General features: G+C 73.0%; 17 protein-coding genes. 11 read left to right on the top strand and 6 right to left on the bottom strand.

Annotated elements, in window-relative coordinates; translation table 11 throughout:
- Positions 1 to 295 precede the first annotated feature (295 nt).
- The 3 genes from RNL97_RS07360 to RNL97_RS07350 are packed head-to-tail and all read left to right on the top strand — an operon-like array spanning position 296 to position 5464.
- On the top strand, positions 296 to 3337 hold the full coding sequence (locus tag RNL97_RS07360) for a DEAD/DEAH box helicase (protein ID WP_030586756.1): 3042 nt from the start codon (positions 296 to 298) through the stop codon (positions 3335 to 3337).
- The gene (locus RNL97_RS07355) at positions 3334 to 4689 is read left to right on the top strand and encodes an SWIM zinc finger family protein (RefSeq protein ID WP_243313740.1); all 1356 of its coding nucleotides are present in this window, start codon (positions 3334 to 3336) and stop codon (positions 4687 to 4689) included. Before RNL97_RS07360 ends, RNL97_RS07355 begins: the two co-directional genes overlap by 4 nt.
- Before the next feature lie 43 nt (positions 4690 to 4732).
- Positions 4733 to 5464 (top strand): DUF7873 family protein, encoded by a 732-nt coding sequence (locus tag RNL97_RS07350; RefSeq protein WP_030586750.1) that lies wholly within the window; start codon positions 4733 to 4735, stop codon positions 5462 to 5464.
- A gap of 432 nt (positions 5465 to 5896) precedes the next feature.
- On the opposite strand, the gene RNL97_RS07345 is transcribed toward RNL97_RS07350, so the two are convergent.
- Positions 5897 to 7108 (bottom strand): pyridoxal phosphate-dependent aminotransferase, encoded by a 1212-nt coding sequence (locus tag RNL97_RS07345; protein ID WP_030586747.1) that lies wholly within the window; start codon positions 7106 to 7108, stop codon positions 5897 to 5899.
- 85 nt (positions 7109 to 7193) lie between these two features.
- Between RNL97_RS07345 and RNL97_RS07340 the strand changes: the two genes are divergently transcribed.
- Both RNL97_RS07340 and RNL97_RS07335 read left to right on the top strand, forming a co-directional pair.
- A complete protein-coding gene (locus RNL97_RS07340) occupies positions 7194 to 7886 on the top strand; it encodes a winged helix-turn-helix transcriptional regulator (RefSeq protein ID WP_243313738.1) in 693 nt (230 codons plus the stop codon).
- Between the two features lie 72 nt (positions 7887 to 7958).
- Positions 7959 to 8606 carry a nucleoside/nucleotide kinase family protein gene (locus RNL97_RS07335; RefSeq protein ID WP_030586741.1) on the top strand — a complete coding sequence of 216 codons (648 nt, stop codon included), beginning with the start codon at positions 7959 to 7961 and terminating at the stop codon, positions 8604 to 8606.
- A gap of 82 nt (positions 8607 to 8688) precedes the next feature.
- On the opposite strand, the gene RNL97_RS07330 is transcribed toward RNL97_RS07335, so the two are convergent.
- The gene (locus RNL97_RS07330) at positions 8689 to 9627 is read right to left on the bottom strand and encodes a carbohydrate kinase family protein (protein WP_243316290.1); all 939 of its coding nucleotides are present in this window, start codon (positions 9625 to 9627) and stop codon (positions 8689 to 8691) included.
- Positions 9628 to 9677: 50 nt separating this feature from the next.
- Positions 9678 to 10613, bottom strand: a complete 936-nt coding sequence (locus tag RNL97_RS07325) for a pseudouridine-5'-phosphate glycosidase (protein ID WP_030586734.1) — start codon at positions 10611 to 10613, stop codon at positions 9678 to 9680.
- Between the two features lie 103 nt (positions 10614 to 10716).
- Here RNL97_RS07325 and RNL97_RS07320 point away from each other — a divergent pair, with 103 nt between their 5' ends.
- Entirely contained in the window at positions 10717 to 11079 is a 363-nt protein-coding gene (locus RNL97_RS07320; RefSeq protein WP_030586731.1) for a cupin domain-containing protein, read from the top strand.
- Between the two features lie 78 nt (positions 11080 to 11157).
- Here the strand turns inward: RNL97_RS07320 and RNL97_RS07315 are convergent, their stop codons facing one another.
- The 3 genes from RNL97_RS07315 to RNL97_RS07305 form a co-directional block, all read right to left on the bottom strand.
- Positions 11158 to 12360, bottom strand: coding sequence for an MFS transporter (locus RNL97_RS07315; protein WP_398867041.1), 1203 nt, complete (start codon positions 12358 to 12360; stop codon positions 11158 to 11160).
- A gap of 307 nt (positions 12361 to 12667) precedes the next feature.
- The gene (locus RNL97_RS07310; RefSeq protein ID WP_030586724.1) at positions 12668 to 13225 is read right to left on the bottom strand and encodes a methylated-DNA--[protein]-cysteine S-methyltransferase; all 558 of its coding nucleotides are present in this window, start codon (positions 13223 to 13225) and stop codon (positions 12668 to 12670) included.
- A 125-nt stretch (positions 13226 to 13350) separates the two neighbouring features.
- A complete protein-coding gene (locus tag RNL97_RS07305; RefSeq protein ID WP_030586721.1) occupies positions 13351 to 14238 on the bottom strand; it encodes a glycerophosphodiester phosphodiesterase family protein in 888 nt (295 codons plus the stop codon).
- Between the two features lie 231 nt (positions 14239 to 14469).
- Between RNL97_RS07305 and RNL97_RS07300 the strand changes: the two genes are divergently transcribed.
- The 5 genes from RNL97_RS07300 (at position 14470) to RNL97_RS07280 (ending at position 21741) form a co-directional block, all read left to right on the top strand.
- Complete coding sequence (locus RNL97_RS07300) at positions 14470 to 15369, top strand: MHYT domain-containing protein (protein WP_030586718.1); 900 nt, start codon at positions 14470 to 14472, stop codon at positions 15367 to 15369.
- A 39-nt stretch (positions 15370 to 15408) separates the two neighbouring features.
- Positions 15409 to 17550 (top strand): excinuclease ABC subunit UvrB, encoded by a 2142-nt coding sequence (gene uvrB / locus RNL97_RS07295; RefSeq protein WP_313750489.1) that lies wholly within the window; start codon positions 15409 to 15411, stop codon positions 17548 to 17550.
- Between the two features lie 202 nt (positions 17551 to 17752).
- Positions 17753 to 18331 (top strand): TerD family protein, encoded by a 579-nt coding sequence (locus RNL97_RS07290; protein ID WP_030586713.1) that lies wholly within the window; start codon positions 17753 to 17755, stop codon positions 18329 to 18331.
- Positions 18332 to 18506: 175 nt separating this feature from the next.
- Entirely contained in the window at positions 18507 to 20483 is a 1977-nt protein-coding gene (locus RNL97_RS07285; RefSeq protein ID WP_313750488.1) for a TerD family protein, read from the top strand.
- 241 nt (positions 20484 to 20724) lie between these two features.
- Positions 20725 to 21741, top strand: a complete 1017-nt coding sequence (locus RNL97_RS07280; protein WP_030586706.1) for a TerC family protein — start codon at positions 20725 to 20727, stop codon at positions 21739 to 21741.
- Positions 21742 to 21838: the final 97 nt, after the last annotated feature.

Below are 21838 nucleotides of genomic sequence, written 5' to 3'. Positions count from 1 at the left end.
CCTGCCCGGCCCGGTCACCCCCGGCATCCCGGGCGCGGCCGACCGGGCGAGCCGCGGAGCGACGGGGGTTCACCGGCCGCAGCCCGTCCGCCCATCACCGAGCGTGGCGACCCGCTCGCGGAGCCGGAGGCGCACGGGACGTACCCCTGAGCGGTCGATGCCCCGCTGACCTGGGGTGATGTGGCGGGCGTCCGCGGTGTCAGACCTCCCGCCTAGACTCGCGGAGTCGGCACATTCCGTGCCGAAGGAGACCGGAGACCCCGAGACCGGGGATCGAGTGGGAGGGGGAGTGGACATGACGGATCAGACCCGTGAGGGTGCGGCGCCGGACACCGCCGGTGCCCCCCGGACCGCCGACGTCACCCGTCTGCTGCGCCACCCCGCGGTCTTCCTGCCCGGACCGGTGCCCAGGGAAGGCCGCATCGCCTTCTGGGACCCCCGCGCCGACGGCGGCTCCCACGCCGGCGGCCCTCCGTGGCGGGCCGACCCCGCGCCGGAGCGGACCGGGACGCCCTTCGCGTACGCGGACGCCGCCGCACGCCCCGACACCGTCCCGTACACCTCCGCCCGGCTCACGGTCGTCCGGCCGGACGTTGCCGCGGGCCCCGCAGGCGTCCGCACCGCCGAGGTGCCCGCGGCCCTCCTGTCCGTGGCCGACGCGCTGCCCCTGCTCGTCCGGGCCCGGCAGCAGGCGTCCGCCCACCCCGCCGCGCGCTGCTGGGGCGCGGCCGCTCTGCACGCCCTCCACCTCGTCGCCCGCGGCCGGATCCTCCCCGGCCTCACGGCGGACGGCCACGACGCCTGGCGGGCCGGACCGTCGGACGCCGAGGACGTGGCGCATCTGCGGGCGGTCGCCGCCGCCCTGCCGCCCGAGGGGCACGCGGTGCCGGTCCCCGGCTCCGAGCCGCCCCGGCTGCCCGACGCCGAGGCGCTGACCGGGTCTTTCCTGGACGCCGTCGCCGACACGCTGCCGCGCACGCCCGCCGCCGCGTTCGCGATGGGCGCGCCGTTCGCCGCCCGCGAGCCCCAGCATCTGCCCCGCGCCGCCGCCTGGGCCGTCGAGGTGGCCTCGGGCCTGGACGCGGGCGTGCGGGTCTCGCTGCGTCTGGACCTCTCCGCGTACGAGCTGTTCGACACCGCCGACACCTACGCGCTCACCGCCGCCCGGGAGGAGGCGGAGACCGACGACGGCCCCGCACGGCCGGAGCATGCGGACGACCCGGCGGTCCGCCCCGCCGCCGCGGCGATCGTGCAGGTGCACAGCCTCGCCGACCCGACGTACGTGGTGGACGCGGCGGCCCTGTGGAACGGCGGGGCGGGCGAGCCCTTCGGGCCGCGCTCCCAGGTCGACGCCGTGCTGGCCCTGCGCCGCGCCGCCCGTGTCTGGGCCCCGCTGGAACGACTTCTGGGGCAGCCCGTCCCCGATGTGCTCGCCATCACCGAGGACGAGCTGTACGAGCTGCTGAGCGACGCCGGATCCCGGCTGGCCGCAGCCGGGGTCGAGGTGCGCTGGCCGCGCGAGCTGGCCCGTTCGCTCACCGCGGCCGCTGTCGTGCGGCCCGCGCCCGGATCGGCCACCGACGGCACGTCCTTCTTCGACGCCGATCACCTCTTCGCCTTCGACTGGCAGCTGTCCCTGGGCGACGAGCGGCTGACCGAGGCCGAGATGGACCTCCTGGCCGAGGCGCACCGCCCGGTGGTGCGGTTGCGCGACCAATGGGTGGTCGTCGATCCCGCGCTCGTACGCAAGGCGCGCAAGCGGGAGCTGGGGCTCCTGGATCCGGTGGACGCGCTGGCCGTCGCGCTCACCGGCAGTGCCGAGGTGGACGGCGAGCGGGTGGACGCCGTCCCGGCCGGGGCCCTCGCCGCGCTCCGGACCCGCCTCCTCGCCGACGACACGGCGATCGCACCGCCGCCCGGCCTGGACGCGACCCTGCGCGACTACCAACTGCGCGGCCTGGCCTGGCTGGACCGGATGACCTCGCTCGGTCTCGGCGGCTGCCTCGCCGACGACATGGGCCTCGGCAAGACGATCACCCTCATCGCCCTCCACCTGCACCGGGCGCACCCCTCGCCCACCCTCGTGGTCTGTCCCGCCTCCCTCCTCGGCAACTGGCACCGCGAGATCAACCGTTTCGCCCCCGGCGTGCCCGTGCGCCGCTTCCACGGCACGGACCGGAGCCTGAGCGATCCGGACGGGGGGTTCGTCCTCACCACCTACGGCACCATGCGCTCCAGCGCCGCGCAGCTCGCCGGGCAGAGCTGGGGCCTGGTCGTCGCCGACGAGGCGCAGCACGTCAAGAATCCGCACTCCTCCACCGCCAAGGCGCTGCGCACCATCCCGGCCCCGGCCCGGGTCGCCCTCACCGGCACCCCCGTCGAGAACAACCTCTCCGAGCTCTGGGCGCTCCTCGACTGGACGACGCCCGGACTGCTCGGCCCGCTCAAGGCGTTCCGGGCCCGGCACGCCCGGATCGTGGAGAGCACGGACACGGCCGCCGGTCTCGGCAACGACGAGGCGGTTGAGCGGCTGTCCCGGCTGGTGCGCCCCTTCCTCCTGCGGCGCAAGAAGTCCGACCCCGGCATCGCCCCCGAGCTGCCGCCCAAGACCGAGACCGACCACCCCGTCTCCCTCACCCATGAACAGGCCATGCTCTACGAGGCGGCCGTCCGCGAGACGATGGCGCAGATCGAAGCGGCCGAGGGCATCGCCCGCCGGGGCCTGATCATGAAGCTGCTCACCTCGCTCAAGCAGATCTGCAACCACCCCGCGCAGTATCTGAAGGAGGAGCCCACCCGGCTCACGGGCCGCTCCGGCAAGCTCGCCCTCCTCGACGAACTGCTCGACACGATCCTCGCCGAGGACGGCTCGGTCCTGATCTTCACCCAGTACGTGTCGATGGCGCGGCTCCTCTCCGCGCATCTCGCCTCCCGCGCGATCCCCTCCCAACTCCTGCACGGCGGTACGCCGGTGCCCGAGCGGGAGCGGATGGTGGACCGCTTCCAGTCCGCCGAGGTCCCCGTCTTCCTGCTCTCCCTCAAGGCGGCCGGCACCGGGCTGAACCTCACCCGCGCCGCCCACGTCGTCCACTTCGACCGCTGGTGGAACCCGGCCGTGGAGGAGCAGGCCACCGACCGGGCGTACCGGATCGGCCAGACCCAGCCCGTCCAGGTCCACCGGATCATCGCCGAGGGCACGGTGGAGGACCGGATCGCCGAGCTGCTGGAGTCCAAGCGGGCCCTGGCGGACGCGGTCCTCGGCAGCGGGGAGAGCGCCCTGACCGAGCTGAGCGACCGGGACCTCGCCGACCTCGTGTCCCTGCGGAGGCCCGCATGAGCCCCCGGCCGGCCATCGGACCGGCCGCCCGCAGATCCGCCCCGCGCGCCCGGATCGGCCCGGACGATCTGCGGCGCACCTTCGAGGCGGTGCCCGCCCGTACCTCCGCCGAGGGCGAGCCCTTCGCGGGCAGCTGGTGGGGCCGGGCCTGGGTGGACGCGCTGGAGTCCCTGTCGATGGACGAGGCCCGCCTCGCCCGGGGCCGGGCGTACGCCGACGACGGCCAGGTCGCCGCGATCACCGTCACCCCGGGCCGCGTCGTCGCCTATGTGCACGGCAGCCGGGCCCGCCCGTACCGTGCCGAACTGCGCCTGCGCACCTTCGCCGACCCGGGCTGGGAGGCCCTGCTCGACGCGGTCGCCGCCCGGCCCGGCCATCTGTCCGCGCTGCTGGCCAAGGAGATGCCGCACTCCCTCGCCCGTACGGCCGAGGAGGCCGGGGTCCGGCTCCTGCCCGCCGCCGACGACCTCGACCCCAGCTGCACCTGCCCCGACCGCGGGCGGCCCTGCAAGCATGTCGCCGCCCTCTGCTTCCAGACGGCGCTGCTGCTCGACAGCGACCCGTTCGTCCTGCTGCTGATGCGCGGCCGGGGCGAACGCGAGCTGCTGGACGCGCTCGCCCGGCGCAACGCCGAGCACTCCGCCCGCGAGCGCCCCGCCGCCCCGGCCATGCCCTCGGTCGCGGCGGGCGAGGCCTTCGCCACCCGCTTCCTCCCGCCGCTCCCGGCGCCCCGTCCCGTCCCGCCGCACCCCGGCCAGCCACCGTCGTACCCGGACCTGCCCGGCGCCCGCGACCCGCTGGGCCTGGACCACCTCGCCACCGACGCCGTCGCCCGCGCCCACGCCCTGCTGACCACCGGCCGCGACCCGCTGGCCGGGCTCACCGCATGGCAGGACGCCGTCCGCCTCGCCGCCGCGCGTCCGACCGCCGGGCTCACCGCCACCACCCGCGCGCTCTACCGCGAGCTGGCGTACGCGACCGGCCGTACCACCACCGACCTGGCCCGCGCCGTCGCCGCCTGGCGCCAGGGCGAGGCCGAGGGCCTGGCCGCCCTGGAAACGCCCTGGGACCCGCCGGCCGGCCCCTTCGACCGGGCCAGGCCCGCGCTCGCCGCCGCCGGCTTCCCGCGCTTCACGCCCTGGCGCAACCACCTCACCCACCCGGCCGGTTCGCTCCAGCTCCGCTTCGGCCAGGACATGCGCTGGTACGGCTACGAGTCCGACCCCGGCGCCGACGACTGGTGGCCGCGTGCCGCCCCGGACCCCGATCCGGTCTCCGCCCTCGAGGCCCTGCTCGCCGGCGACGCCGTCCCGGAGACCGCCGGGGACGACGACCCCCACTACGTACGGTAAAACCTTTGGCCGCCGGTGAGTTGTCCCTGTTAGCGTCCTCGACGTGGCGAAACTCAATCAGATCATCGCAGTGGAGAAGGGCGTCAAGTCCAAGGCGCACCAGGACCTGACGGCGGCCCATCACGGCCTCCAGAAGGCCGCGTTGCTGGCCGGGATCTCCCGTACCTACCAGCCCAAGGACGAGGAGGGCGAACAGCTTCCGCCCGAGTCGACGCTGGTCCAGGTCAAGGCCGAGGACGTGCTGCGGGAGACCGCGGCCACGCTCACTCGCCTCTTCGATGTGACGGCCACGAAGGACTGGGCGAACTGCACGGCCCGGGCCGATGTGAAGGTCGAAGGCCGGGTGCTGGTGAGCGAGGTGCCGGTGGCGTATCTGCTCTTCCTGGAGAAGCAGCTGACCGACCTCAACACCTTCGTCCGCAAGCTGCCCGTCCTGGACGCGGCCGAGGCCTGGGTGCAGGACCCGTCGACCGACTCCTGGAAGACCGAGCCGGTCCGTACGCTCCGTACCAAGAAGGTCCCCCGCAACCATGTGAAGGCGGAGGCCACCGAGAAGCACCCTGCGCAGGTCGAGGTGTACTACGAGGACATCCCGGTCGGATACTGGACGACCGTCAAGTTCTCCGGGGCGCTGCCCGCGCGGCGCGTCAACGAACTGCTGGACCGGATCGAGAAGCTCCAGCAGGCCGTGAAGTTCGCCCGCGAGGAGGCCAACGGTGCGGAGGTCACCGACCAGCAGGTGGGTGATGCGGTATTCGGTTACCTCTTCGGGTGACCGACCATGGATTCCCCGGTCGCCGATCAAGGCGATGGGGGTGCGCGAGGAGCGCAAGCTGAAACTGAAGCTTGTCGTGAAGGCGCGGTTCCAGTGGAGGTTCGACTCCTCCCTCCGGCACGGGCCGGAGTAGCCCAAGCAGGCAGAGGCAGACCGCCGTCAATCTCAGACTCTTGCTCCAGACTCAGCATTCGCCGCCGATCGCCGGATCGAACGGGCCCGGGCCCGCGCGCGTCGAGATGCCGGTTCAAGTCCGGCCCGCAGAGCTCCGATCTGCGGTGGTCCAAAGGCAGGACGCGACGACATCATGACTGACCCGGACCCTTAAACGTGCCGGCGTGCCAGATGGGCGGCGCTCACAGGGCCCGGAGGCCGGCTACGCCTCCGGGCCCGCTCCCGTTCCCGAACCCGGGGCGAGGACGTGCGGGAGGCTCACTGCCGGTATCCGCTGAGGAAGCGGCCGATGCGGCTGATCGCCGCGTCAAGATCGTCAGCGTACGGAAGGGTCAGGATGCGGAAGTGGTCCGGGCGCGGCCAGCTGAAGCCGGTGCCCTGCACCACCTGGATCTTCTCCCGCAGCAGCAGGTCCAGCACGAACCTCTCGTCGTCGACGATCGGGTGCACCTTCGGATCGATGCGCGGGAAGGCGTACAGCGCGCCCTTGGGCTTCACGCACGAGACGCCGGGGATCTCGTTCAGCCGCTCCCAGGCCCGGTCGCGCTGCTCGTGCAGCCTCCCGCCCGGGGCGACCAGCTCCTTGATGGACTGCCGGCCCCCGAGCGCGGCCTGAATGGCGTACTGCGCGGGCGCGTTGGGGCACAGCCGCATGGAGGCCAGCATCGTCAGGCCCTCCAGGTAGCTGCGGGCGTGCTGCTGCGGACCGGACACCACCATCCAGCCGGAGCGGAACCCGGCCACCCGGTACGTCTTCGACAGGCCGCTGAAGGTCAGGCAGACCAGGTCCGGGGCGAGGACGGCCGCGCTGTGGTGCTCGGCCCCGTCGTACAGGATCTGGTCGTAGATCTCGTCGGCGAACACCATCAGCCCGTGCCGTCGGGCCAGATCGAGAATGCCTTCCAGGATCTCGCGCGGATAGACCGCGCCGGTGGGGTTGTTCGGGTTGATGATCACGACGGCCTTGGTCCGGTCGGTGATCTTGGCGGCCACGTCGGCGAGATCCGGGTTCCAGTCGGACTCCTCGTCGCAGACGTAGTGCACGGCCTTGCCGCCCGCGAGCGTGGTCACCGCCGTCCACAGGGGAAAGTCCGGGGCCGGGATCAGCACCTCGTCGCCGTCCTCCAGCAGCGCCTGCACGGCCATCGAGATCAGCTCGGAGACCCCGTTGCCGAGGAACACGTCGTCCACGCCGACCTCGGTCAGCCCCATCGACTGGTAGCGCTGGGCCACCGCCCGCCGGGCCGAGAGGATGCCGCGCGAATCGGTGTAGCCGTGGGCCTGCGGCAGCATCCGGATCATGTCCTGGACGATCTCCTCGGGAGCCTCGAAGCCGAAGAGCGCGGGGTTGCCCGTGTTGAGCCGGAGCACGCTGTGGCCCGCCTCCTCCAGGGCGTTGGCGTGCTCGATGACCGGGCCCCGGATCTCGTAGCAGACCTCGTTGAGCTTGCTGGACTGCCGGAACTCCATGCGCTGCCTCCCGAGCCGAATTGCGATACTTGGTTTTACCAAGCTTGAGCTTGGAAAGTCCAACAACATGTCTAGACTGCGTCGCATGCCACGTCAGCAGCAGCCAGCAGCACGCCCCGTCCGTCGCCGGAGCTACGACCAGTTCGACGCCACCGCCCGCGCCCTGGACTCCGTGGGCGACCGGTGGACCCTGCTGATCGTCCGTGAACTGCTGGGCGGGCCCCGCCGGTACACGGACCTGCACGCCGACCTGCCCGGCGTCAGCACGGACGTGCTGGCCTCCCGTCTGAAGGACATGGAGCAGGCCGGGCTGGCCCTGCGCCGCAAGCTGCCGCCCCCGTCGGCCGCGTCGGTCTACGAGCTGACCGAGCGCGGCCGCGGCCTGCTGCCGGTGCTCGCCGCCCTCGCCGAGTGGGGCGCGCCGGCCCTCGCCGAGCGCCGCCCGACCGACGCGGTGCGGGCCCACTGGTTCGTCCTGCCGCTGCTCGGCGCCCTCGCCGGACTCACCCGGGAGGGCGTCCTCGAAGTCCGCCTCGACGAGGGCGCGTTCCACCTCCGTGTCGGTGGGGGAGCGGGGTTCGTGCTCCCGGGCGCCGACGGGTACGGGGCGGTGTACGGCTACGGCCCCGCCGACCGCCCCGACGCCCTGATCGTCCTCGGCGCGGAGGTCTGCCTGGAGCTGGCGCAGGGCGCGGCGACCCTCGCGGAGGCGGTGAAGGACAGCCGCGTCGAGGTGCAGGGTGACGGCCCGCTCGCGGCGGAGCTGCGCGGGGAGTGAACCGCCCGCCGGGCGACCTCTTCGGAGCGCCCGCCCCGAGCGGCCTCCCTCCGGTGCGGCGATGATGGGACCGTGCCATTCGAAGCGATCACCTGGGAACGGCTGGCCGGCGAAATGGCCCGGTACGGCGACGGGCTGTCCGCCGCCGACGGCGGGCCCTGGCTAGCCCTCGGGATCGACGGCGCGCCCGCCGCCCGCACCGGCGAGTGGGCCGAACGCCTCGCCGAGGAGCTGCGGCTGCGCGGCCGCTCGGTCCTGGTGGTCTCCACCGAGGGGTTCCTGCGTCCGGCGAGTCTGCGCTTCGAGTACGGGAAGCAGGACGCGGACGCGTATCTCGACGGCTGGTTCGACACCGGGGCGCTGTGGCGCGAGGTGTTCGGGCCGCTGGAGGCGGGCGGCTCCGGCCGGGTGCTGCCCGACCTCTGGGACCCCGTGACGGACCGGGCCACCCGCACCCCGTACCACCCGCTGCCCGAGGGCGGGGTGGTCGTCGTGCACGGCCCGTTCCTGCTGGGGCACTGGTTCCCGTTCGCGCTCACCGTCCATCTGCGGCTGTCGCCGGGGGCGTTGCGGCGGCGCACGGCGGAGACGGAACGCTGGACGCTGCCCGCCTTCGCCCGGTACGAGGACGAGGTCGCGCCCACAGAGAGGGCGGACGTGGTGGTCCGTGCGGACGATCCCGCGCACCCGGCCTGGTCGGGGCTGCCGGGGAGCGGGTGAACCGTGCGCGGTGCGGCTCACCGTGCGCGCGGGCGGCCCCCCATACTCGGTGAACCGGTGGCCGGCCGCCCGGCACTGGTGCTCAGCGAACCGGTGGCCGGCCGCCCACCGCGGCCACGGCCGACGCCCCCGCCCGGCAGCCCTCGGCCGCGGCGGTCACCTCGTCCGCACCGGCGAGCAGGGCCGCCAGGAACCCGCCGGTGAACGCGTCGCCCGCGCCCGTCGAGTCGACCGGTTCGGGCACCGGCGGGGCGGGAACGCGGCCGACCACCTCGCCCCCGGCGGCCACCACGGCGCCCCGCGCGCCCAGGGTGACGACGACCCGCGGGAACCGTCGGCTCAACTCGGCCGCAGCGGCACCGGGTTCGGGCAGGCCGGTGAGCAGCCGGGCCTCGTCCGCGTTCGGCAGGAGCAGCTGCGCCCCCTCCGCGAACTCCAGGAACCGCTTCGGCCCCAGCTCCCCGAGGAACCCGGCCGACGCCGGATCCACGCTCACCGGAACCCCCCGCTCCACGGCGGTGCGCAGGGCGAGGAGAGCGGCGGCCCGGCTCACCGCGGCGAACAGGAGGTAGCCGGAGAGGTGGAGCCGCCCGACGCCGTCGAGCATCGTGGGCGCGAAGTCCTCGACGGCCAGCCGCAGGACCGCTCCGCCGTCGGTCAGGAACGTCCGCTCCGCCGCCGCGTCGACCAGGGCGACGACGGTCGCCGTCGGCACCTCGTCGTCCACGGCGAGGAACGCCCGCACCCCCGCCGTCTCCAGCGCTTCCCGGTGCCAGTCGGCGGACTCCGCCCCCGCCCGGGCCAGCAGCCGGACGTCCGGACAGCCCGAACGCACCGCCCAGCAGGCCACGTTGGCTCCCGCGCCCCCCGGCAGGGTGCGGATCCGGGCCTTCGTGTCCGTACCGTGCGCGAGCGCCGACCCGTGCCGCGCCACCACATCGGTGACCACGTCCCCCACCACCAGAAGCCCACGCCCGGCCTCCGGACGGCTTACGCGGCGCCCGAGGCCGTGACCGTCCAGCGGGGACCCACCGCCCTGACCGCTCACCTCGCCTTCGCCGCTGGGCCCGCTCACGGGGCTTCCGCCGCCGCGACGGCGATCCGCGCCGCGAGCGTCACGTTCCCGCGTACGGCCGCGAGGTTCGCCTCCAGTGACGCGCCCCCGGTCCGCCGCATCAGCTGGTCCAGCAGGAACGGGGTGACGCCCTGCCCCGAGACGCCCCGCGCCCGGCACGCGTCCAGCGCCTCCGCCAGCACCCGGTCGTGCAGTGCCGGATCCAACTGATCCGCCTCCGCTACGGGGTTGGCGACGATCAGCGCGGACGCCGGCCCGCCCAGCGCCTCCCTCGCCCGGATCACCTCCACCACCTCCCCGGGGCCGCGCACCGTCCAGTCGACGGGCTCGCCGGAGCTGCTCAGATAGAAGCCGGGGAAGTGCCCGGTGCCGTAGCCGACGACACAGACGCCGAGGGTCTCCAGCCGCTGGAGGGTCGCCGGGACGTCGAGGATCGACTTCACCCCCGCGCAGACCACGGTGATCCCGGTGCGGGCGAGCAGCCGCAGATCGGCCGACTCGTCCTGGTCGGCTCCCCACTCCCGGTGTACGCCGCCGAGCCCGCCCGTGGCGAAGACGCCGACGCCCGCCCGGGCCGCCAGGAACGCCGTCGCGGACACCGTCGTCGCCCCGCTCGCTCCGGCGGCGAGCGCCGGGGCGAGATCGCGGTGCCCCAGCTTGCGTACCGCAGGGTCCCCGGCGACCCGCTCCAGCTGGTCGTCGCCCAAGCCCACATGGGCCCGGCCGTCGAGAACGGCGACGGTGGCCGGGACGGCGCCTGCGGACCGGACGAGCCCCTCCAGCTCCCGGGCCACGGAGAGGTTGCGGGGGCGCGGCAGACCGTGCGCGATGATCGTCGACTCCAGCGCCACGACGGGCAGACCGGTGCTCAGAGCCGCGCGCACCTCTGCCGAGAGCACCGGCCCGTAGGGTTCTGGTGAGTTCTGAGGCATGCCCCATCCCTGTCGCGGGTGGAAGGGGCGCAAACCACGGCCGGACGTATCCGGTGGGTCCTGGTCACCCGGTGGCCAAAAGCGGTCGCTAAGGTGACCGGCCATGACGACAAACGACCAGGTCCCCGCCTCCTTCGCCGTGCACATCCCGGACGCCGACCTTGTCCCGGAACCCCTCGATCCGGCGCAGATCGTCTCGGGCGACCCCGTGGTGACGGGCAAGGTGCTGTGGGAGTCGCCCGACGGCAAGCAGATCCGGGGCATCTGGCAGATCACGCCCGGCGTGGTCACCGACACCGAGGCGAACGAACTGTTCGTGGTCGTCAGCGGCCGGGCGACGGTCGCGGTCGAGGGCGGGGCGACGCTGGAGATCGGCCCGGGGGACGCCTGCGTCCTGCGCGAGGGCGACCGGACGACCTGGACCGTTCACGAGACGCTCCGCAAGGCGTACCACATCAGCCTCTGAGGACCCGCCGGGTCTGCTGGGCCCGCCGGGTCGGCAGCTCGGGCGTTCGGGTCGTTCGGCCGGTCCGGCGGTGCGGGGTCAGCCGTCGGCCGTTCCCGGCCGTCGCAGGCTCCGGCGCAGGGCGAGCGCGGCGACCGGCAGCAGCAGCGCGGCGCCGACCGCGTTGAGGGAGCCGTACCCCCACTGGGCGACGATCACTCCCGCCGTGGCCCCGCCGACGCCCGCCGCGGCGCTCATGGTCAGGTCCGACAGCCCCTGCACCGCCGCCTGGGCGGACCGGGGCACCGCGTCGGTGAGCAGCGCCGAACCGGCGATCATCCCCGCCGACCAGCCGAGACCCAGTACGAAGAGGCCCGCCGCGGTCTGCCCGTGCCGGGGCCCGGCCGTGCCCGCGAGCAGCGCGGCGCAGCTCAGCAGTCCGACCGCCAGGCCGATCACGGTCAGCCGGCCGAATCGGTCGGCCAGCCACCCCATCACCGGCGAGAACGCGTACATGCCCGCGATGTGCCCGCTGATGACGAGCCCGATCAACTGGAGGCCGGCGCCGTGCCGGCTCAGATCGACCGGGGTCATGACCATGATCGACACCATCGCGGTGTGCGACACGGTGACCGTCACCAGGGCGAGCCGCGCCATCGGGGACGCGCGCACGGCCTCGATCCCGGCGCGCAGGGAGCGCTTCGGCGGCCCCGCCGGGCCCTCCGGGGCCAGGGCGCGGGCGGTGAGGAGCGGATCCGGGCGCAGCGCGAGCGCCACGACGAGACCGGCGAGCAGAAAGACGGCGGCCGAGCAGAGGAACGGCCCGGCCGCCTCGGGCACCGGCGTACCGCGGAACAGCCGGCTCGCCGGGGCCGAGATGTTGGGGCCCAGGACCGAGCCGATCGTGGTCGCCCAGACGACGGTGGAGATGGCCCGCCCCCGCCGTTCCGGCCCCACCAGGTCGGCCGCGGCGAACCGCGCTTGGAGACCGGCCAGCGACCCCGCGCCGAACCCGGCCATGCCGAGCAGCAGCAAGGGGAAGCTCGGCAGCATCGTGGCCAGGACCACCAGGCCGCCCCCCAGCGCACCGATCAGATAGGCGAGCATCAGCCCGGACCTGCGGCCCCGGGAGGTCATCAGGGCGGCCAGCGGCAGTGACAGCAGCGCCGTGCCGAGGACGGACGCGGTCGGCGCGAGTCCCGACAGCGCCTCCGATCCGCTCACCTCGGCGGCGAGCATCGGGGCCAGGGCGATGCCGATGGCCACGCCGAGGCCGCCGAGTATCTGGCTGACGACGAGCACGGCCGACGTCCGCCGCCGCAGAGCGGGCAGGCCGACGGCCGGGGCCGGAGGAAGGGAGAGGGGTCGGGTCACCGGCGCAGTGTGCCACCGCCCGGCCGCCACCGTGCACCCGGGCGGGTGAACGGCCTCTCGGCGAGGACCGCCCCGACGTGGCCGCCGGTGCCCGACCGCGGACGCCGCCGGACCCGGACCGCGACGCTGCCAGGCCTGGGACCACCCGGAGCCCGCCGGGCCTTCGGGCCCGGCTCCTAGGGACTGTCGTCGGACTGCCGCCCTCCCGGCGACGACGGCAGTGTGACGAGAGGCCCTAGAACAGTGGTTGCGGCAGCACCCCCTCCAGCGCCAGCAGCTGTCGTTTGGTCTCCAGACCGCCGCCGAACCCGCCCAGGCCCCCGTCGCTCTCCACCACCCGGTGGCACGGCACGACCACCGGCAGCGGGTTGGCCCCCATGGCCGCGCCCACCGCCTGCGCCCCCTCCGGCCGACCCACCCGCGCGGCCAGTTCGCCGTACCCGACGACCGTCCCGTAGGGCACGCCGGACGCCAGCTCGCGGAGCACCTCGCGGTGGAAGCCGGAGGTCAGCGACCAGTCCAGAGCGAGATCGAAGTCCCGCGGCTCGCCCGCGAAGTACGCCGCGAGCCGGCGTATCGGCTCGGCGAGGCGGGCCGAGCCGGGCGCCGCCACCGGCTCTGTGCCGAACCGGGTCCGCAACCGGTCGAGAACCGCGTCCCGGACGGCGGGGCGGGCGTGGAAGGCCACGTTCACCAGGCCGGTCGCGGTCGCCGCGAGCAGCAGCGGGCCGATGCCGCTGTCCACGACGTCCCACTCGACGGTCGGCTCTCCACCGACCCCGTAGCTGTCCATGCCGACCACCGTACGACCCGCCACTGACAGCGACGGGACGGCCGACGGGAACAGGCCCGTCGGCGGAGGGCGGAAGGCGGAGGGGCGGGCCCGCCCCTCCGCCGGGGCGGCCCGACACCGCCGCGTCAGCTCGTCGCGTCGCGCACCACGTCGGGGAAGTTGGTGATGATGCCGTCGACCCCGTAGTCACGGGCCTTCACCGCGTCCGCCGCTTTGTTGACCGTCCACGTGTTCACCCGCAGACGCTTGCCGTGTGCGCCCTTGAGCCGCTGGACTGCCGCCACGTAGTCGGCGCCGATCGTCGCGTACGACGGGTTGATCTGATCGGTGAACGCCGCGTACGAGGGCAGGTCGGCCACCGCCGGGGTGCCCAGGAAGCCGGTCGTGACGTCGGGGCGCAGGGCGTGCACCGTCTTCACGCTGTCGGCGCCGAAGCTCTGGATGACCAGCCGGTCGCGTACGTGGGAGCGGTCCAGCCACCCCGACCGGCCCAGCGTCCGGATGATGTCCCGCTCGATGCCCGGGTAGGTCGCCGGGCTCTTGATCTCCAGGAGCAGCTTCTGCCGGTTGCGCTCCAGGCGGTGCAGGAACTGGGTGAGCGTCGGGATCCGGGCCCCGGTGAACTGTTCCCCGAACCAGCTGCCCGCGTCGAGTTTCGCCAGCTCCGCCGCGGTGAAGTCCTTGACCGCCCACGGCGCCCGGTCGGGGAAGACCTCCTCGGCGTCCGTCGTGCGCTTCAGATCGGTGTCGTGCAGCACGACGAGCACGCCGTCACGGCTGCGGTGGACGTCGTTCTCGACCCAGTCGATGCCGAGCGCGTCCGCGGCGTCGACGGCGGCGAGAGTGTTCTCCGGCGCGTAGCCCGACGCCCCCCGGTGGGCCACGACGACCGGGTTCGCCCGCTGCGCGGAGACCTGGTCCGGTGCCGCGGGCCGGTCGGCGGGCAGCAGCAGGGCGCCGGCGCCGAGCAGGGCGGCGGCCGTGGTGGAGGCGGTTGCGGTACGGACGAACACGGGGACTCCTCACGTCGGGAGTGTGCGGACACGCAGAGAGTGACAGCGGCCCGCCAACACCCGGCGGGGTGGCGATGGCCGCGAAATGAACGGAACCTTCGGTCCCGGGGACCACCGCGGGAGCACGGCGCGCGTCCGGGCCGATAAAATGCGCCTTCTTTTGTCCGTCTGCCGGGACTCGCCCCTTGGGGACCCTCCTCGACCCCGGGCATTCTCGAAGGGCGTACGCGCATGCAAGGAACAGTCGACGGTTTCGCCTACGGCCTGGTGACGCCGGTCGCGGCGTTCCTCATGGCCGCCCTGGGAGCCGCCCTCGGGCTCCGCTGCACCACCAGGTCCCTTCACGCCACACGCTCCTGTCGGGTCGGCTGGCTGGCCCTGGGCTCGCTGTCCATCGGCTCCGGGGTGTGGACCATGCACTTCGTCGCGATGACGGGCTTCACCGTCCAGGAGACGCCGATCTCCTACGACAAGCCCCTCACCTTCGCCGGCCTGGCCGTGGCCGTGGTGATGATCGGCATCGGCATCTTCATTGTCGGGTACCGGGGCGCGACCCGCATGGCGTTGATCACGGGTGGCACCATCACCGGTCTCGGCATCGCCTCGATGCACTATCTCGGGATGGCGGGCATGCGCATGGCCGCCCAGTTCGCGTACGACACGCCTCTCGTCGTCCTCTCGGTACTGATCGCCGGGTGCGCCGCCACGGGCGCGCTGTGGGCGGCCGTCACCCTGCGGGGAGCCCTCTCCGGCCTCGGCGCGAGCGTCCTGATGGCCGTCGCGGTGACCGGGATGCACTACACCGGCATGGCGGCGCTCGACGTGCACCTGCACCTGCCGCCCACCCTGCCGTCCGACCTGTCCGCCGTCCTGCCCGGCGACCGGCCCGTCGAGATGATCGGCCCGATGCTGGTGGGCCCCGGCTGCTTCCTGCTCCTCGCCGCCGTCGTGCTCCTGTTCGATCCCGGGGCAGTGACGGGCGAGCCGGGCCCGGACCCCCGCCCCGGCCACCGCGCGGGGGACCACCTGGTCCCGCAGGCGCGCCGGCGCCCGCCGGACGATCCGCACGCGCGCGGACGACGCCCGCGGAGCACCGCCCGAAAGGACGCGGGAAGGGCCCGGTACCGCTGAGCCGAGGCCGTTGTCAGTGGGGAGCCGTACGGTGGTTGCATGCGGCCCGTTTCCAAGATCGAACGTTCGGTGCGGCCTTTCGAGGTCGTCAGTCCCTACCAGCCCAGCGGCGACCAGCCGGCGGCCATCGCCGAGCTGGAGCGGCGTATCCGCGCCGATGAGAAGGACGTCGTCCTGCTCGGCGCGACCGGCACCGGCAAGTCGGCGACCACCGCCTGGATGATCGAGAAGCTGCAGCGCCCCACCCTGGTGATGGCGCCGAACAAGACGCTCGCCGCCCAGCTGGCCAACGAGTTCCGCGAGCTCCTCCCGAACAACGCGGTGGAGTATTTCGTCTCGTACTACGACTACTACCAGCCCGAGGCGTACGTCCCGCAGTCGGACACCTACATCGAGAAGGACTCCTCCATCAACGAGGAGGTCGAGAGGCTGCGCCACTCCGCGACGAATTCGCTGCTCACCCGGCGCGACGTCGTCGTGGTCGCCTCCGTCTCCTGCATCTACGGCCTCGGTACGCCCCAGGAGTACGTGGACCGCATGGTCCAGCTCAAGGTCGGCGAGGAGATCGACCGCGACCAGCTGCTGCGCCGCTTCGTCGAGATGCAGTACACCCGCAACGACCTCGCGTTCACCCGCGGCACCTTCCGGGTTCGGGGCGACACCATCGAGATCTTCCCGGTCTACGAGGAGCTCGCCGTCCGCATCGAGATGTTCGGCGACGAGATCGAGAACCTGTCCACGCTCCACCCGCTCACCGGCGAGATCATCAGCGAGGACCCCACGGTCCACGTCTTCCCCGCCAGCCACTACGTCGCCGGGCCCGAGCGCATGGAGCGGGCCGTCAGCGGCATCGAGCGGGAGCTGGAGCAGCGCCTGGCCGAGCTGGAGAAGCAAGGCAAGATGCTGGAGGCCCAGCGACTGCGCATGCGCACGACGTACGACATCGAGATGCTCCGCCAGATCGGCACCTGCTCCGGCGTCGAGAACTACTCGATGCACTTCGACGACCGCGCGCCCGGCACCGCCCCCAACACCCTCCTCGACTACTTCCCGGACGACTTCCTGCTGGTCCTGGACGAGTCCCACGTCACCGTCCCGCAGATCGGCGCGATGTACGAGGGGGACGCCTCCCGCAAGCGGACCCTCGTCGACCACGGCTTCCGGCTGCCGTCCGCCATGGACAACCGGCCGCTGAAGTGGGAGGAGTTCCTGAAGCGGATCGACCAGACGGTGTACCTCTCCGCCACCCCGGGGAAGTACGAGCTCTCGCGCGGCGACGGGTTCGTCGAGCAGATCATCCGCCCCACCGGTCTCGTCGACCCCGAGGTCGTGGTCAAGCCCACAGAGGGCCAGATCGACGATCTGGTCCACGAGATCCGCGAGCGCACCGAGCGCGACGAGCGGGTCCTGGTCACCACACTCACCAAGAAGATGGCCGAGGACCTCACCGACTACTTCCTGGAGCTCGGTATCCAGGTCCGCTATCTGCACAGCGACGTCGACACCCTGCGCCGTATCGAGCTGCTGCGCGAGCTGCGCTCCGGTGAGTACGACGTGCTCGTCGGCATCAACCTGCTGCGCGAGGGCCTCGACCTTCCCGAGGTGTCGCTCGTGGCCATTCTCGACGCCGACAAGCAGGGCTTCCTGCGCTCCGGCACCTCGCTCATCCAGACCATCGGCCGCGCCGCCCGCAACGTCTCCGGCCAGGTCCACATGTACGCCGACAAGGTCACCCCGGCCATGGCGCAGGCGATCGACGAGACGAACCGGCGCCGCGAGAAGCAGATCGCCTACAACACCGAGCGGGGCATCGACCCGCAGCCGCTGCGCAAGAAGATCAACGACATCGTCGCGACCATCGCCCGCGAGGAGATCGACACCGAACAGCTCCTCGGCACCGGCTACCGGCAGGGCGAGGAGACCAAGGCCCCGGTCCCCGCGCTCGGCGGCAAGGCGGCCAAGGGCGGGGCGAAGGGGGCGGCGAAGGGTAAGGCCGCCAAGGCCGGCGCGGTGCTCAGCGACCGGCCCGCGACCGAACTGGCCGGGATCATCGAGGAGATGACCGACCGGATGCGGGCCGCCGCCGCGGACCTGCAGTTCGAGGTGGCCGCCCGGCTGCGCGACGAGGTGGGCGAACTGAAGAAGGAACTGCGGCAGATGAAGGAAGCGGGCATGGCCTGATTCCGCCGTCGAGCGCCGGTGCCGGGCCGCTCCCGGCACCGGCGGCCGACACCGTTTCCACCGCACCGGGCCGGGCGCGCCGGGTGTGTTGCAAGACCGACACAAAAACGGACCGAACCTGCTGCCGCCCGGGGTGGAATGCGTAGGGTGCGGGGAAACCGCACACGGATGGCTGCGGGGCAATGCCGAGAGGGGACAGCGCGTGACGGTCAATATGACCAAGGGTCAGGCCATCAACCTGCAGAAGAGTGACGGGGGGACCCTGACCGCGGTACGCATGGGGCTCGGCTGGCAGGCGGCTCCGCGCCGTGGCCTGTTCGGTTCGCGCACCCGCGAGGTCGACCTGGACGCCTCGGCGGTGCTCTTCGCCGACAAGCAGCCCGTCGACGTCGTGTTCTTCCGCCACCTCGTCAGCGACGACGGCTCGGTCAAGCACACCGGCGACAACCTGGTCGGCGGCGCGGGCTCCGGCGGCGACGACGAGGCGATCCTCGTCGACCTCCAGCGCGTCCCGGTCCACATCGACCAGATCGTCTTCACGGTGAACTCCTTCACCGGGCAGACGTTCCAGGAAGTCCAGAACGCCTTCTGCCGCATCGTCGACGAGACCAACGGCCAGGAGCTCGCCCGGTACACGCTCGACGGCGGCGGCCAGTACACCGCCCAGATCATGGCGAAGGTGCACCGCGCGGGCAGCGGCTGGAAGATGACGGCCCTCGGGAACCCGGCCAACGGCCGCACCTTCCAGGACCTGATGCCGTCGATCCTCCCGCACCTGTAGGACCCGGACAGCTCCGGGTCCCGGCCCGGCGTGGAAACAGGCGGGGGCGGCTCCCGGCGGCACAGGCCGCCGGGAGCCGCCCCACGCACAGCACGGCAGTACGCAGCAGGAACACGGCATCGCACGGCCCGGCGCCCTCAGCGGCGCGCGGGCCATCGTCGAGGGGGACAGGGCAATGACGGCCGAACTGGTCCGGGGGCAGAACCACACCTTGCCCCAGACCCGTCTGGAGATCCGGGTCTCGGCGGGCACGGCCGTCGTGGCCGGGGCCACCCTCGGCGACGAACGGGGCACGGTGCGCGGCGTCGAGTGGATCGCCCACCCCGGCTCACCCCAGCTCCCCGGGCTCGAAGTCTCCCAGCAGGCGGCGGCCGACCACCGGCTCGCCGTCGACCTGGAGGCCCTGCCCACGGGCGTCCACCGGGTCACCGTGCTGCTTGCCCTGCCCGTCGGAGTCGGCGGCCCGGTGCGGTTCGGCGCCGTCCCCGCCCCCTTCGTCGCCGTCACCGGGCTCGACGGCACCGAGATCGCCACCTTCACACTCACGGGCCTGGACGCCGAGTCCGCGGTCAGCGCCCTGGAGCTCTACCGCCGCCAGGACGCCTGGAAGGTCCGGGCCGTCGGCCAGGGGTACGCGGGCGGGCTCGCCGCGATGCTCGCCGACCAGGGCGTGACCGACCCCGCCGCCCTGGCCGGAACGATCCAGGAAGCCGTCACCCGGGGCCTGGCCCGCGCGGTGGCCCCGCCGCCGCCCCGCACCCCGGAAGGCGACCGAGTACGCCACGCGACGGGCTCCGCCGACCACCGGCCGACCGCGCCGCCCCCGGCCCCCGAGCCGCTGACCGGCCCGGCCACCACCGGCCCGGCGCACACCACCCAGCCGCACACCGCCGCCCCCGGCCCGGCCGCCGCAGGGCCCTCCGCCGGCGGGCCCATCAACTACGCGCACCCGCGGCGGCAGCATGCCGCACCCCCCTCGCCGCCGCCTGCCGCGCCCCCCGCCCCGCCGGGACAGCCCGCTCAGCCGGTCGCGGGCGACGCCACCGGCTGGTCGATGGACGAGCGCCTCTACAACCAGATCTGGGGGATGTTCGAGGATCTGGCCCGCGCCGTCGCCGCCTACCGCAGCGCCGTCGACTTCGCCGAGTCCCGGATGGACCAGGAGCTCGACCGGGCCCTGTCCGACCCGCGCAACCGGATCGGCGGTGCGGGCGACCGCGCACGCGAGGCGGCCCGTGCCAAGCGCGACGAGCTGGCCTCCCGGGCCCGGGAGGCCCTCGACCGCGATCTGGCCCAGCTGGCCGCCGAGGCGGCCGTCGTCGAGCCCGCGCTCCCGGCGGCGTACGCCGGCTGGGACAACCCCGTCTGGCACGCCCACCGGGTTCCCATGGAGATACCGATGGCCCTGCGCATCGGCGATCTTCATCTGCCCGAGCGCACCGACCTGCGCATCCCGCTGCTCGTCCGGCTGCCGCTGGAGCGCGGGATGTGGGTGGACAGCGGGCGGACGGCGTCCGAGGCCGCCGCCCTGATGGACACGGACCGGCTGCGCCGACTGGCCATGGAGGCCGCGGTCGCGCACGCGGCCCGGCTGCTCGCGGTGTATCCGCCCGGGGAGTTCGCGGTGCACGTCATCGACCCGGCGGGTTCGGCGGCCGGTCCGCTCGCGCCGCTCGTCGAGGCGGGCGTCCTCGCCGGACCGCCTGCCGCCGGGCCCGGGGGAGTGGCCTCGGTCCTCGCCCACCTCACCCGGCGGGTGGACCTGGTGCAGATGGCGGTCCGGGCCCGGGCGGCCGACTCGCTCCCGCCCGACCTGGACACCGGCGAACAGCTCCTGGTGGTCAACGACTTCCCGCACGGATTCGACGACCGGGCCGTCACCCAGCTCCGCTACCTCGCCGACGAGGGCCCGGCGGTCGGGGTGCACCTCCTGATGGTCGCGGACCGGGAGGAGGCCAGCGCGTACGGGCCGGTCCTCGACCCGCTGTGGCGTTCGCTGCTGCGGATCACCCCGGTCGCCGACAGTCACCTCGCCGACCCCTGGGTCGGGCACGCCTGGACGTACGAGCCGTTGACCATTCCGCCGGGCAGCCGCGTCCTGGAGCAGGTGCTCGGGGCGGTGGCAGCAGCCCGCAGAGCTGCCGGCCGCTGAAGGAGCATCGGTCTCTGACCTGCGTTTTTGACGATCCCTTTACCCTTTCCTTTACCTTTCCTTGGTGATACCTGTACTGTTCGGGGAACGGAGGGGAGTACTCCTTACGCGACGTCCCGTCAATACGGACCGCAATCGGTCCCGGGGCGTCGGTCCAGGCGCGCACCACGTGCAGGGATGGAAGAGACCTCCGGCAGCGACGACGCTGATCCAGTAGCCGTAGCGAACTGCCGGAGGCGCAGTGGACGTTTCATGGACCGTATGGGGCCTGACCATCATTGGTCTCTCAGCCCTGATCGCCGTCGACTTCTTCATCGGGCGCAAGCCCCATGACGTGTCGACCAAGGAAGCCGGGATCTGGACGGTCGTCTGGATCGCGCTGGCCGTCCTCTTCGGAGTCGGCCTCATGGTCGCCGGCGAGAGCCAGGCCTCCGGCGAGTTCTTCGCCGGATTCATCACCGAGAAGTCACTGAGCGTCGACAACCTCTTCGTCTTCGTCCTGATCATGGCGAAGTTCTCGGTGCCCTCGCACCTCCAGCAGCGCGTGCTGCTCATCGGTGTGCTCATCGCTCTCGTGCTCCGTGCGATCTTCATCGCCGCCGGCGCCGCCGTGATCGCGAACTTCTCGTGGGTGTTCTACATCTTCGGCGCGTTCCTGATCTACACCGCCTGGAAGCTCATCCAGGAGGCCCGGGCCGACGAGGAGGACGAGGAGTTCGAGGAGAACCGTCTCCTCAAGAAGATCGAGCACCGCTTCGGTGTCGCCGACCAGTACCACGGCACGAAGCTCTTCATCCAGAAGAACGGCAAGCGCATCCTGACCCCGCTGATGGTGGTCATGCTCGCCATCGGTATGACCGACGTGCTGTTCGCACTGGACTCGATCCCGGCGATCTTCGGCCTGACCCAGGACCCGTACATCGTCTTCACGGCCAACGCGTTCGCGCTGATGGGCCTGCGCCAGCTGTACTTCCTCATCGGCGGTCTGCTGAAGAAGCTGGTCCACCTCAGCTACGGCCTGTCGGTGATCCTCGGCTTCATCGGCGTCAAGCTGGTGCTGCACGCCCTGCACGAGTCCGGGGTGCACACGCCCGAGATCTCCATCCCGTTCTCGCTCTCCGTCATCTGCGGCGTCCTGGTGATCACCACGATCACCAGCCTCATCGCCAACAAGAAGCAGGCGGCGGCCGAGGCGGAGGAGGCCGAGAAGGCCGAGACCACCGGTCCGGCCGACGAGGAGAGCAAGACCCTCAGCTGACCCGGGCCGCCCGAGCGGCACAGGGACACACCGGCAGCGGCCGGGGTGGATACGGCGAAAGCCGTCCACCCCGGCCGCTTTCGCGTGCGTGCACGGA

Source organism: Streptomyces parvus, from assembly GCF_032121415.1.
GTDB lineage: Bacteria > Actinomycetota > Actinomycetes > Streptomycetales > Streptomycetaceae > Streptomyces > Streptomyces globisporus_A.
The sequence above is the reverse complement of the archived record's forward strand: the minus strand, read 5'-3'. Positions and strand labels throughout refer to the sequence as shown.

Excerpts from the sequence above, each read along its gene's own strand:
- RNL97_RS07360 (WP_030586756.1), top strand. The coding sequence starts at position 296 with ATGACGGATCAGACCCGTGAGGGTGCGGCGCCGGACACCGCCGGTGCC.
- RNL97_RS07345 (WP_030586747.1), bottom strand. The coding sequence starts at position 7,108 with ATGGAGTTCCGGCAGTCCAGCAAGCTCAACGAGGTCTGCTACGAGATC.
- RNL97_RS07300 (WP_030586718.1), top strand. The coding sequence starts at position 14,470 with ATGCAAGGAACAGTCGACGGTTTCGCCTACGGCCTGGTGACGCCGGTC.
- RNL97_RS07285 (WP_313750488.1), top strand. The coding sequence starts at position 18,507 with ATGACGGCCGAACTGGTCCGGGGGCAGAACCACACCTTGCCCCAGACC.
- RNL97_RS07310 (WP_030586724.1), bottom strand. The coding sequence starts at position 13,225 with ATGGACAGCTACGGGGTCGGTGGAGAGCCGACCGTCGAGTGGGACGTC.
- uvrB (WP_313750489.1), top strand. The coding sequence starts at position 15,409 with ATGCGGCCCGTTTCCAAGATCGAACGTTCGGTGCGGCCTTTCGAGGTC.
- RNL97_RS07325 (WP_030586734.1), bottom strand. The coding sequence starts at position 10,613 with ATGCCTCAGAACTCACCAGAACCCTACGGGCCGGTGCTCTCGGCAGAG.
- RNL97_RS07355 (WP_243313740.1), top strand. The coding sequence starts at position 3,334 with ATGAGCCCCCGGCCGGCCATCGGACCGGCCGCCCGCAGATCCGCCCCG.
- RNL97_RS07320 (WP_030586731.1), top strand. The coding sequence starts at position 10,717 with ATGACGACAAACGACCAGGTCCCCGCCTCCTTCGCCGTGCACATCCCG.
- RNL97_RS07340 (WP_243313738.1), top strand. The coding sequence starts at position 7,194 with ATGCCACGTCAGCAGCAGCCAGCAGCACGCCCCGTCCGTCGCCGGAGC.